Below are 11,636 nucleotides of genomic sequence, written 5' to 3' on the forward strand. Positions count from 1 at the left end.
CTGATCTATGCTGTTTCGGCTGGCACCAACGCCTTCGGGGTTTTTGCACATCGGCAATGCCGTCAATTTTGTGTTGACCTGGCTGGCCGCCCGGCAACTTGGCGGACAACTCCTGCTCCGCATCGATGATCTTGACACCACCCGCAAACGACCCGATTATGTGGCCGATATTTTCCAGACAATCCACTGGCTGGGCCTCGATTGTGACCTCGGCCCCACCGATCCCGATGATTTGGAACAACGCTGGTCGCAGTGGTTGCGGCTGGAGCAATATGCCGCTACGCTGACGCAGCTACGGGAGGCTAACGCCTTGTATACGTGCACGTTATCGCGGCAGGAATGGCTGGCGCTGGAGGCGTCGGGTAACTGGCAACAGCTTGATCGTCAGGCAGCCGCTTTTGCCCAACCCGATCAAGCCTGGCGATTTCGGGCGCTGGGGTCTGGCCATGCTGATTTTGTGGTGCGCCGCCGCGATGGGTTGCCAGCTTATCAGATTGCCTCGCTTACCGACGATCACCTGTATGGTGTCACGCACATCATCCGGGGGCAGGACCTCGACGAATCGACCGACCGGCAGGCGCAACTGGCTGAGGCACTCGGCTGGACTGATTTTCTGGATACGTCCGTCTGGCACCACCCGCTATTGCTGGATCAAGCTGACCAGAAAATAAGCAAATCGGCGGGGCACGGGCATAATGGACCCACGTCGGTGCGGGTCATGCGTGAGGCGGGCGAGCCACCCACCCGCATCTATGAAGCCGTGGCCAGCCTACTGCAGTTACCCGCCGGGGTAGGTGCCACGCTGCCCGACTTATTGGCGTATCCGGTTGGCTGGGAAACCCGATTTCGGCCCGTAGGCTTTGTTAATAAACCTTAACCCACGAACCAGATAAACAGACTGGGTCGTTTGAGGTTAAAAGAGAGTCGATAGTCAAGAGTCGTTAGTCGATAGTCGGCGGGCAATTCTTGACTATTGACTTACGACTATCGACTACTATGCAGAACTACACCATACTTTGGGCCGACGATGAGATCGACCTGTTGAAGCCCCACCTGTTGTTTTTGAAGAATAAAGGCTACGACGTTACCCCAGTCAACTCTGGTGCCGATGCGCTGGAAAAAGTAGACCAGGAAAAATATGATCTGGTCCTGCTCGACGAGATGATGCCCGGTATGACTGGCCTCGAAACGCTGGCCCAGATCAAGCAGATGCGGCCCAACCTGCCCGTGGTGATGGTGACCAAGAGTGAGGAGGAACACATCATGGAAGAGGCCATCGGCGGTAAAATTGCCGATTACCTCATCAAGCCCATCAACCCGAACCAACTGCTGCTGTCGCTGAAAAAGAACCTCGACAATAAGCGGCTGGTGACCGAACGTACCAACATCGGCTATCAGCAGGACTTCCGAAACCTGGCCATGCAGTTTAACGACCGGATGGATTTCAACGAGTGGGCCGACGTCTATAAAAAGCTCATTTACTGGGAGTTAGAGCTGGACAGTGCGCAGGACAATAGCATGTCGGAGGTGCTGAACATGCAGAAAAGTGAGGCCAACGCCAACTTCTGCAAGTTCATTATGGAGAACTACGAAGACTGGCTCAACGACCCCAAGGGCGATAAACCCCTGATGTCGAACCAGTTGATGCGCAAAAAAGTGTTTCCGCTACTGAACACCACCGAGACCGGAACGCCCTCGGCACCGTTGTTTTTTATCCTGGTCGACAACCTGCGTTATGATCAGTGGAAAGTGATCGAGCCACTCATTACCGACTTCTATACGCTGGAAGAAGAGTCGTCGTACTACTCGATTCTGCCCACCACCACGAGCTTTGCCCGTAACTCGATTTTTTCGGGACTGATGCCCAGCGAGATGGAGAAGCAACACCCCGACATTTGGGTGAATGACGACAACGAAGAGGCAGGTCTGAACAACCACGAAGACGAATTCCTGAAACGGCAGCTCGACCGGGCGCGACTGAATATCAAGTCGTCGTACCACAAAATCCTGAACGTAAACCAGGGAAAGGCGCTGGTCGATAACGTTAACAACTTGATGCAGAATCAGTTGAACGTGGTAGTGTACAACTTTGTGGACATGCTGAGTCACGCCCGCACCGACATGGCGATGATTAAGGAACTGGCCCCCGACGAGTCGGGCTACCGGAGCCTGACGCGCTCTTGGTTCCTGCACTCGCCCCTGTTCGAGCTGATCAAAAAGATTGCCGACAAGGGTGGCCGCCTCATTATCACCACCGACCACGGCATGATTCGGGTGCAGAAACCCGCCAAGATTGTGGGCTACCGTGAGACCAATACGAACCTCCGCTACAAGCAGGGTAAGAATCTTGGTTTCGACGAAGCGCACCTGTTTGTGGCCCGCAAGCCGGAGCGGTTCTTCCTGCCCAAGCCCAACGTTTCGACGGCCTACGTGTTCACGACGGAATACTATTTCTTCGCATACCCCAACAATTACAACTACTACGTCAACTACTACCGCGACACCTTCCAGCACGGCGGCGTATCACTGGAAGAAATCATCATCCCCTTCGCGTATTTGACACCGAAGAAATAAGGAAGGGAAGTCTGGGAAGTCGTTCTAGTGTGGCTTCGCGCTCTAGGCCCCTCGACTGCGCTCGGGGTGACAACGATGTTGAAGCAAGCTAGGATGCTCTCTTATTGGCCTGTCACCCCGAGCGCAGTCGAGGGGCCTAAAGCGCGAAGCCACACTAGAACGACTTCCCAGACTTACGACTATCGACTTACGACTCTTCTTCGGCACCATTCTTGTTTTGGGTCAATTCGTTGGTATCCCATCGCCAGCGAAACCCATGCACAAACGGCTACTTATCCTCTTGCTTTGCCTGCCACTGCTGAGCAGCGCACAAACACTCAACTTCTTCGGGCTTTACCCGCAATACAGCCAAACCGGACCGATCACCAAGCGGCTCAACTACCAGGTTTTCCTATCATCAACGATAGATGCGCTGCCGCAAAAGGTTGATAATCAGTATTACCCGGCCACTAATTTGCAGATCTACGCACAGCCGAGTCTGTTGTATAATCTATCGTCGAGCGTACAGTTTGGGTTGGGTTACGCCTACGTCTCGCACAATTTGTTTGGTATCCGCGTCAACGAAAACCGGGTTTGGGCGCAGACGGTGCTGACGCATGGCATCACCGACACGAAGCTGAAACTTAACCACCGGCTGCGTTACGAAGAGCGGTATCCCTTCCGCGAGTCGATGCAAAAATGGTCGCTGGCACAGTTGGCCCGCTACTACGTGGGTATAACCCTGCCGCTGTTCGACCCGAAAAAAACGAAGACCGGGTTCTACGCGGCTGTTTCCAATGAGGCTTTTCTCTGTTTCTCGGGTGCCAAAAATGGCCCTATCAGCGCCAAAAATGCGTTTTATGGCGAAGACTGGGTCTATGGCGGCATTGGCTATAACACCGGCAAGTGGGGGAAGGTAGAAATCGGCTATCAGTTTCAGGACCTAGTGCGTAACCCCGCACAGGATCACCGGCATTTACACCTGGTGCAGGTGCAGTGGGCTACCAATTTCAGTCTCACCGGCATTGCCGATTGGTTGCTGACACCACCTTTCTGAGTAATTGCACCGCTTTTGGCCTGTTATTTGTCCTGTATTTAATGTCGAGCAGTTAACTGGATTATGCTATATTTGTTCTATCCATTCTGCAAAAAAGTAAGAAGTAGCTGAAGTGACGTGCGTAAGCAAAGCTGTTGGCCTTATTTTTGACTACTGTTTTCGTACTAAAGCGTACCACTCCTATATACTGGTCTCCTGGTTCTTGTTTCTTACCCCTCGTCTCTTCCTTCTTGTTTCTCCTAAAATGAAACGCCTGCTAAGTCTCACCTTCCTGACCCTCCTGGTCTACCACACGCTGGCAACGGTGTGGGTGTCGGTAGGGGTATGGTGGCAGGAGCGGCACGACCTCACCGAAAGCCTGACGGTTTATTCGTCGGTCGACAGTATGGTTGAGTTTCAGGTGGTGCTGGGTAATCAGCAGGCGCAGGAACTCGCGCAGCAAACCAGTGAAGAAGGCTTTGCCTATCATGGCAAATTCTACGACGTAGTGAGCGTGGAACTCCGTGGCGACACCCTGCACATTGCCGGGTTGCAGGACAAAAGTGCCAGCTTCTGGCAGCAGGACCTGCTCTCATTCGTGAAGCAGACCATTGGTACACATTCCCAAAATGACACGCAGAAGAAAGCCGGTGCTTTCCTGAAACTGCTGTTGAAAGAATATCAGCTTACTGACCGTATTACGCTTACCCCTTATCTGCTCACCTGGCTTGCCGACGTTCGAATTGCCGACGCGCCTGCCCATGTACTCACCCGCGCCCTTGCGGTGATGTCGCCCCCTCCACGGGGCTGAACGCCTGTTTTCTTATTCGTTATCGGAATGCTACCACGCTGAGCGTCAATGCTATACGTATTGATTCGTGTATATCTATACGCGCAACCGAACGTAGCTAATGCCCAGCGTCGGCCTGATCTGGTAACATACTGCCAAGCGCCTACACGCGCACCCCTATCTGGGTTGGTGTGGCTGGCTATGGCAAGAAAATTAAGTCGTTCATTTCTGAATCAACATCAACGTGAATACATCTATATATCGCGTAGGGCTGCTGGCCTTATGCCTGTCTCTGCCTACCCAACTGGTAAAGGCCCAGGGTTGCGTGGCCGTTCGTCACATGAGTTGCGCCGCGCCCACAGGTTCGTCGGCCGATTTTTTCAAGCAGCGCACCGGCCACTGGCAGGTGTCGGCGGGCTATCGCTTCTTCAATTCGTATAAGCACTTTGTGGGCGATGTAGAGCAAAAGCAGCGTGTAGAACAGGGTACGCAGGTGATCAATAACTCCCACGCACTCGACCTGGGCATCACCTACATGCCGTCGCTGCGGTGGTCGGTATCGGTCAATTTGCCCATTCAGTACAACGACCGGTCGTCGCTGTATGAACACTACGGCAATGCGGTGGCTACCAACCCCGACCAGTTGCGGTTCCATACCAATTCGCAGGGCATTGGCGATCTGCGGATTTCGGGCAACTACTGGCTCGTGAACCCCTACAAGCTGCCCAAAGCCAACGTGGCCCTGGGTCTGGGCGTGAAATTGCCCACCGGCAACTACGCCGCCACCGACAATTTTCACCGCCGCACCAAAGAAGGCATCGACTACACTATCAACAAGCCTGTAGATCAGTCGATTCAGCTGGGCGACGGGCGGGTTGGTTTCAGCCTCGAAGCGCAGGGCTACTGGCAGTTGACCAAGGGCCTGACGGCCTACGCCAATGGCTTTTACCTGTTCAACCCCGCCGCCACCAACGGCGTAGTGCGCAGCCCCGAAGCTACTTCGATCGACCTCGTTACGGGTACCTTTTCCGTAGCCGACCAATTTGCGGCCCGCCTGGGCGTGAGTCAATCCATCCGGTTCATTCCCGGTTTGGCCGTCATGCTGGGCGGGCGGGTTGAGGGTGTGCCGGCTATTGACGCCATTGGCAGCAGCACCGGTTTCCGTCGCCCCGGCTATATCGTGTCGGTGGAGCCGGGTCTGGCCTACATGAAGGGCAAATACTCAGCTGCCCTCACCGTGCCGGTGGCCGTCTATCGCAATCGGATCAAAAGCTACGCCGACCGCCTCGACCCACTGGGCGTGAAGCAGGGCGATGCCGCTTTTGCCGATTACCTGATCTCGTTTAACGTTTCCCGCTGGTTTTAACTTGTCGGCAGCCGGGTATCTGTAAATATCCGGCTGCAACACCACCTATTATGAAAAAACACGCTTTATTGGCCGCATTTGCCCTTTTAGTGGCTGGTCCGGCCCTGGCACAGATGCCACAAGATGCCATTTACATGCCCAAAAAGACCATTTGCGCTGCCCTCATGCTGGGCAAAAGCGACTGGAACTGGTACTGGGAAAACACGCTCAAGCGCGAGAATTATAACCTTGGCAGGCACACCACGCAGAGCGCGTCGCTGATGGCCGCCGTTGGGCTGACCGACCGGGTGAACTTGATTGTGAACCTGCCTTACGTGAGCACGAGCACCAGCGCGGGCAACCTGATGGGGCAAAAAGGCTTCCAGGATTTGTCGGGCTGGCTGAAAATCAACGCTGTACGCTACAAAGGATTGTCGCTGCACACCATCGTGGGTGCCTCTATCCCAGTGTCTGACTACGTGCCCAGCTTCCTGCCGATGTCGATTGGCATGGGTGCCAAAACGGTATCGGGCCGGTTGCTGGCCAACTACAAGCACTCGCCCACGGGTCTCTACGTCACCGCCCACGGCACCTACACCTGGCGTGGCAAAGTGAAACTCGACCAGGACGCGTATCAGTTCGATGGCAAGATTTACAACACCAACCAGGTGGCCGTACCCAACGCTACAGATGCTGCCGTGCGGCTGGGTATTCTGAAGCGCACGTTCCAGACAGAAGTGTTTGCCGAGCGGTTTTCGTGTGTGTCGGGCGATAACATCCGGCGGAACGACATGCCATTTCTGACCAACAACATGCAGGCAACCACCGTGGGTTGGTATGGCAAATACCAGCCGCACAACGTCGGTTTCAACGCCCGCGCCAGCTACGTCACCGACGGCCTGAACATGGGCCAAAGCACGTCGTTCATGCTCGGCTTCCTGTACCAGTTCAATTTGTAACAATTACCCCATTCCCGCCTTGCCTATGTGGGCGTGGATTACTGTTCAGAACAGATGAAAAATCTACATAAATTACTCATTGCCAGTACGTTGTCGTTAACCTTCTTAGCCTGCGACAAAACTATCGACGAACCGCAGCGCGTGGGCTACACCCCCGCCAGCGTCGACGAGAAAGCGGGTGCTTGGAAAACGTACGTGCTCACGGCCCCTACCGACGCCACCCTGGCCGCACCATCGTCGACGAGTTCGGCAGAATACACCGCTGAACTGACCGACCTGAAATCACGGTCGGCCAACCTGAGCCTTGATCAGCAGGAAGCCGTCGTTTTCTGGGGTGCCGGAGCGGTGTATCGCTGGAACGAAATTGCCCGCGAACTGGCCGCCCGCTACAACGTGCCACCCGCCTCGAACGCCGATGGCAAGTACCCCGTGCCCGACGCCGCCAACCCCACCGCCGACCCGAAATTTCCGTTTGCCAACCCGCCCTACACGGCCCGGGCACTGGCTTACCTGAGCGTGGCGCAGTACGACGCCCTGGTGTCGGCCTGGAGCTACAAGTACAAATACAAGCGCGTGGCCCCCTCAAAGGTCGATGCTACCGTGCGCGTAGCCCTGCCGGTGTCGGCGTTGCCCGCATACCCCTCGGAAGATGCAGTGGTGGCAGCAGCTTCGGCCACGATTTTGAAGGCGATGTTTCCTGGTGAAGTGGCCTTTATTGATGCCAAAGTAGCCGAGCACCGCAACAGCCGCCTCTGGGCCGGTATGAACGTCGAGAGCGATCTGGCCGCTGGTGTAGCCCTGGGTTCACAGGTGGGGGCCAAAGTGATGGGCCGCGCCAAAACCGACGGCATGAGCGCTGCCAACAACCAAACCGTGACGGCGGGCATGATTGAAGCCGCCAAAGCACGTGGCCAAACCGAGGTGTGGACAAGTCAGGAAATACCGGTTCGTCCGCCAATGCTGCCTAACTATGGCGCAGCCCTGAACTGGAACTTCGACGCGGCCACGAAAGTGAAACTGCGTCCCGGCGTGGCACCGCTGCCCGGTTCAGATCAGTTTAATAAAGAACTGGCCGAATTGCAGTCGATGCAGAAAAACCAGACCCGCGAACAGGCCCGCATTGCCAACTACTGGTCCGACGGTCCCGGTAGCTACACGCCCCCCGGCCACTGGCACCGCGCCGCCGCCAACACTGCCCACGAAGCTAAATTTAGCGAGGTACGTATGGCCCGGACCCTGGCCCTGCTGGGTACGGCCGTGCACGACGCGGGTATCTGCTGCTGGGAGACCAAGTTTTTCTATTACACCCCCCGCCCGCAGCAGTATGGCATAAAAACGTCCATTGGCCTGCCCAACTTCCCCAGCTACACCTCAGGCCACTCCACATTCTCGGCAGCCGCAGCCACGGTGTTGGGCTACGTCTTCCCCGACAAGGCCGATGCGTTTATGGCGCAGGCTAAAGAAGCTTCAGAGTCAAGGGTTTACGGTATGATTCACTTCCGTTCCGACTGCGAAACAGGCCTTGTATGCGGCAAAAATATTGCCTCCTACGCCGTTGCCCGCGGACAAGCCGACGGATCGGGACTTTGACATTTACGATGTACGACTTACGAATTACGATTTTTGCTGACGCTAGCGTACAGACCGCACTAGCGTACTGGCGTCAGTAAAAATCGTAATTCGTAAGTCGTACATCGTAAATCAGCAACATGCCTTACATACCGCTGCCTGAGCACTTGCCGGGTATTACCGGCCTGCTTGAATACCGGCTCGATACGGCCATGCCGATTCGTGAACTGACCCAGATTTTGCTGCGGGGCGATGCGCCAGCAGGAGAATCGTCGCTGACGCAGGGGGAGCGTGAATTGATTGCGGCCCTGGTGTCGTCGCGCAATTGCACCAACTTCTGCGAGGCGGCCCATACCAAAGCTGCTGACCTGCTGCTGGGTGAAACCGAAACGGCCCGTGCTGTGAAAGCCGACATCGAGACCGCCCCCGTGAGCGAGAAGATGAAGGCTCTGCTCCAGGTTGCTGCGCTTACGCAACAGGGGGGGCGGGACGTTACGCCTGCCGCCGTGGCCCGCGCCAGACAAGCCGGTGCCACCGACCGCGAGATCCACGACACGGTGCTGATTGCTGCCCTGTTTTGCCTTTACAACAAGTACGTAGATGGCATGGCAACCGTAGCACCAACTGACCCGGCTTATTACGACATCCTGGGCGACCGCATTGTCAACCGGGGGTATAACCGCCCGCCGGGAGGGCATCCCGCCCCGCCGCCAGCGGCTACAAACGTGTAGCATATCTTTTACTTTATCTGCGCTTCCGGCTCTTGGGCGAAAACCTTGTTTTCGGCCAGGCTGGGAGGGTACTGCGTCCACTTTTCACGAAAACGTTTATGATCTTTTTACTTAAATGCCTGCGAAAAACAGGCCTCCCGCTACTGCTTTGCCTGTTTGGTAGGCTGTAATGGCTCATGCTAGTTCGTGACCCTGGATTAATAGAATCAATGGAAGCACTAAAAACAAAACCTGATGTGCTGACGGCTAATTGGTTCGCTTTTGGCCTCTGTGCGCTGGCGTATGCACTGGGTGGTACGGCCTCTACGCTGATGGCAACGTTTTTGCCCGTGGTGGTGCCTGAACTGCTGGGTAAGTCGGTGGCTGCCGCACAACTTGGCGATGTTGGGGCCTACATCAGCGCGGCCTTTCTGTACGGCTGGATGGCGGGCGGGCTGGCGTTCGGTTTTGTCAGCGACCGCATTGGTCGGGTGCGGGCACTGGCCGTGGCTACGGCCCTTTATGGCGGGGCCATGGTGCTCACGGTCTTCGTGCCCAACTGGCCCTTACTGCTGCTGTACCGGTTTATGACAGGGGCTGGCGTGGGCGGGGTCTTGCTGCTTACTACGGTCTACCTCTCCGAAATATGGCCCGTCCGAAATCGTGCTGTAGTGCTGGGCATTCTGGCCGTGATGTTTCCGGTGGGTATTGTGGCCACGGGTGGCCTGAACGTGGGGCTGGTAGCGTGGCGGCAGGCGTTCTGGCTGGGTGTGCTGCCCCTGGCGGCAAGTATGCTAATGCTGGCGAAACTGCCCGAATCGACGAGCTGGCAACACGAGCGCCGCGATCATCACATCGACCGTCGGGTGGTTTGGGGTCCGGGCGACCGTGCCAATTTGCTCACGGGCGTGCTGGTATTTGGGGCGGTCTTGATTGGGCTGTGGGGCACGTTCTCCTGGATTCCCACTTGGGTACAGTCGCTGTTGCCGCCCACGCAAACGGGCGGGCGCGAGCGGGGCCTGACCATGATGCTGCTCGGTATGGGCGGCATTGGTGGTGGGCTGGTATCGGGCCTGCTGGTGAATCGGCTTGGGTCGCGACAAACGCTGCTGCTCACCTTTGCGGGTTGTGCGGGTGGCTGTGCGCTGCTGTTCCTGACCAACCGGCAGTTTTCGCCCATCATTTATGCCGAAACCGCCCTTGTAGCCCTGTTTTTCGGCATCAGTCAGGGGGCATTGTCAAGCATTATTCCGGCGCTTTTTCCGGTGCGCATCCGGGCTACGGCGGCGGGTATCAGCTTCAACATCGGGCGTTTTTTCACCGCCACGGCCGTCTTCTTCGTCGGCACGATGGTGGCCAACCTGGGCGGATTCGGCAACGCCCTGCTGGTGTTCTCTGTAGCGTTTCTGGTTGCTTTCCTGGCCGTACTCTTTCGTATTCGTTCAGGTGTAAACAGCTAATAATGAATAAGTCCACTCTTTCGCTCAGTCACTCTTTCACCCATAATCCCATGCCTCACATTCAACTCAACAACGACGCGCCCGGCATACGCAGCCTGGCCATCTACCGGCCCGACACGGGCAAGCCGCTGTATGAACTGGCGCAGGCACTACTCCGCGCCGGATCGCCCGATAGCACGCTGACCGATGCCGAACGCGAACTGATTGCCGCCTACGTGTCGAGCCTGAACTGCACAAATTTCTGCCAAAACAGCCACGCCGCCGCCGCCCGCTACCTCTACGGCGAACAAGGCGATGTGGTTGACCAAACGCTTTCCGATGTGGGCCACGCTCCCCTGTCTACCAAACTAAAAGCCCTGCTGCTGATTGCCGAGCACGTAACCCACGATGCCCGAACCGTGAGCAGCGGGATCGTGGCGGCGGCCCGCGCTGAAGGAGCCACCGACGGTGACATTCACGACACGGTGCTGCTATCGGCAACCTTCTGTATGTATAACCGCTACGTAGACGGGCTGGCCACGTTAACTCCCACTGATCCCGCCGCCTATGCCGCTATGGGCGAACGCATGGGTACACTGGGCTATGTGCAGCCTACCTAGTGGATAACGGGTATAATGTCTCTAACTCTCAATAAACTGATTATCAGTTGTTTACATAAAAAATGATTACGCACAAACAACTTCTACTGGCGGCTGGCTTATTGCTGGCACCCGGTTTTGCTTCGGCGCAGTACCTGGCCATGAACACGGGCGCGGCCCAAAAAAATGAATTGCTGATTCAGAAAAACAATGGCTTGATTGTGAAATCGGCTAACGGCAAAACGGCGGTGGCTTTTTTCAATGCCCTGCTGAATGCCCGCGACGTGGCGTTTCTGAAAACCATCGTGTCGCCCGACGTGGCATTCCGCAATTCACTGGGCGTAACCGTCAACGGCATCGAGGGGCTGACAGCCATGATGGGTAAGCTGGATAATACGTTCGCGGGTTTCCGAATCGAGGTGACGGAAGTGGTGGCCGAGGGTGATGTTGTATTTTTGAAAGGTAATTTTTCGGGCACGCACAGCAGCGCCTTTCTGGCTCCGGTGGCTACCAACAAACCCTTCACCGTGCCCGGCTTCGCCCGGTTCACGGTGCGTGATGGTAAAGTGACAGAAGGCTTTTCGGTGGTCGATTTCAACCAGATTACCAAGCAGATTCAGTAAAGGGGCTAGATAT

At 56.2% G+C, this 11,636-nt stretch carries 11 protein-coding genes; all 11 read left to right on the top strand.

Features of this window, described 5'->3' with window-relative positions; genetic code table 11:
• The first annotated feature begins 7 nt into the window (after positions 1–7).
• Positions 8–877 (top strand): glutamate--tRNA ligase family protein, encoded by an 870-nt coding sequence (locus J2I48_RS00755; RefSeq protein WP_207333466.1) that lies wholly within the window; start codon positions 8–10, stop codon positions 875–877.
• 119 nt (positions 878–996) lie between these two features.
• The gene (gene porX, locus J2I48_RS00760; RefSeq protein WP_207333467.1) at positions 997–2,574 is read left to right on the top strand and encodes a T9SS response regulator signal transducer PorX; all 1,578 of its coding nucleotides are present in this window, start codon (positions 997–999) and stop codon (positions 2,572–2,574) included.
• Positions 2,575–2,830: 256 nt separating this feature from the next.
• Complete coding sequence (locus J2I48_RS00765; protein WP_207333468.1) at positions 2,831–3,610, top strand: DUF2490 domain-containing protein; 780 nt, start codon at positions 2,831–2,833, stop codon at positions 3,608–3,610.
• A 244-nt stretch (positions 3,611–3,854) separates the two neighbouring features.
• On the top strand, positions 3,855–4,400 hold the full coding sequence (locus J2I48_RS00770) for a hypothetical protein (RefSeq protein ID WP_207333469.1): 546 nt from the start codon (positions 3,855–3,857) through the stop codon (positions 4,398–4,400).
• A 235-nt stretch (positions 4,401–4,635) separates the two neighbouring features.
• Positions 4,636–5,745: a transporter family protein gene (locus tag J2I48_RS00775; RefSeq protein ID WP_310587247.1), complete on the top strand. Its 1,110-nt coding sequence runs from the start codon at positions 4,636–4,638 to the stop codon at positions 5,743–5,745.
• Between the two features lie 50 nt (positions 5,746–5,795).
• Positions 5,796–6,683 (top strand): hypothetical protein, encoded by an 888-nt coding sequence (locus J2I48_RS00780; RefSeq protein WP_207333471.1) that lies wholly within the window; start codon positions 5,796–5,798, stop codon positions 6,681–6,683.
• 54 nt (positions 6,684–6,737) lie between these two features.
• The gene (locus tag J2I48_RS00785) at positions 6,738–8,273 is read left to right on the top strand and encodes a vanadium-dependent haloperoxidase (RefSeq protein ID WP_207333472.1); all 1,536 of its coding nucleotides are present in this window, start codon (positions 6,738–6,740) and stop codon (positions 8,271–8,273) included.
• A gap of 119 nt (positions 8,274–8,392) precedes the next feature.
• Entirely contained in the window at positions 8,393–8,983 is a 591-nt protein-coding gene (locus J2I48_RS00790) for a carboxymuconolactone decarboxylase family protein (RefSeq protein ID WP_207333473.1), read from the top strand.
• 209 nt (positions 8,984–9,192) lie between these two features.
• A complete protein-coding gene (locus tag J2I48_RS00795; RefSeq protein WP_229375696.1) occupies positions 9,193–10,422 on the top strand; it encodes an MFS transporter in 1,230 nt (409 codons plus the stop codon).
• 50 nt (positions 10,423–10,472) lie between these two features.
• On the top strand, positions 10,473–11,021 hold the full coding sequence (locus tag J2I48_RS00800; protein ID WP_207333475.1) for a carboxymuconolactone decarboxylase family protein: 549 nt from the start codon (positions 10,473–10,475) through the stop codon (positions 11,019–11,021).
• Positions 11,022–11,083: 62 nt separating this feature from the next.
• Positions 11,084–11,623, top strand: a complete 540-nt coding sequence (locus J2I48_RS00805; RefSeq protein ID WP_207333476.1) for an ester cyclase — start codon at positions 11,084–11,086, stop codon at positions 11,621–11,623.
• Positions 11,624–11,636: the final 13 nt, after the last annotated feature.

Source organism: Fibrella aquatilis (assembly GCF_017353255.1).
Classification (GTDB): Bacteria; Bacteroidota; Bacteroidia; order Cytophagales; family Spirosomataceae; genus Fibrella; species Fibrella aquatilis.

Coding starts and splice junctions, on each gene's coding strand:
- J2I48_RS00755 (WP_207333466.1), top strand. CDS start 8: ATGCTGTTTCGGCTGGCACCAACGCCTTCGGGGTTTTTGCACATCGGC.
- porX (WP_207333467.1), top strand. CDS start 997: ATGCAGAACTACACCATACTTTGGGCCGACGATGAGATCGACCTGTTG.
- J2I48_RS00765 (WP_207333468.1), top strand. CDS start 2,831: ATGCACAAACGGCTACTTATCCTCTTGCTTTGCCTGCCACTGCTGAGC.
- J2I48_RS00770 (WP_207333469.1), top strand. CDS start 3,855: ATGAAACGCCTGCTAAGTCTCACCTTCCTGACCCTCCTGGTCTACCAC.
- J2I48_RS00780 (WP_207333471.1), top strand. CDS start 5,796: ATGAAAAAACACGCTTTATTGGCCGCATTTGCCCTTTTAGTGGCTGGT.
- J2I48_RS00785 (WP_207333472.1), top strand. CDS start 6,738: ATGAAAAATCTACATAAATTACTCATTGCCAGTACGTTGTCGTTAACC.
- J2I48_RS00790 (WP_207333473.1), top strand. CDS start 8,393: ATGCCTTACATACCGCTGCCTGAGCACTTGCCGGGTATTACCGGCCTG.
- J2I48_RS00795 (WP_229375696.1), top strand. CDS start 9,193: ATGGAAGCACTAAAAACAAAACCTGATGTGCTGACGGCTAATTGGTTC.
- J2I48_RS00800 (WP_207333475.1), top strand. CDS start 10,473: ATGCCTCACATTCAACTCAACAACGACGCGCCCGGCATACGCAGCCTG.
- J2I48_RS00805 (WP_207333476.1), top strand. CDS start 11,084: ATGATTACGCACAAACAACTTCTACTGGCGGCTGGCTTATTGCTGGCA.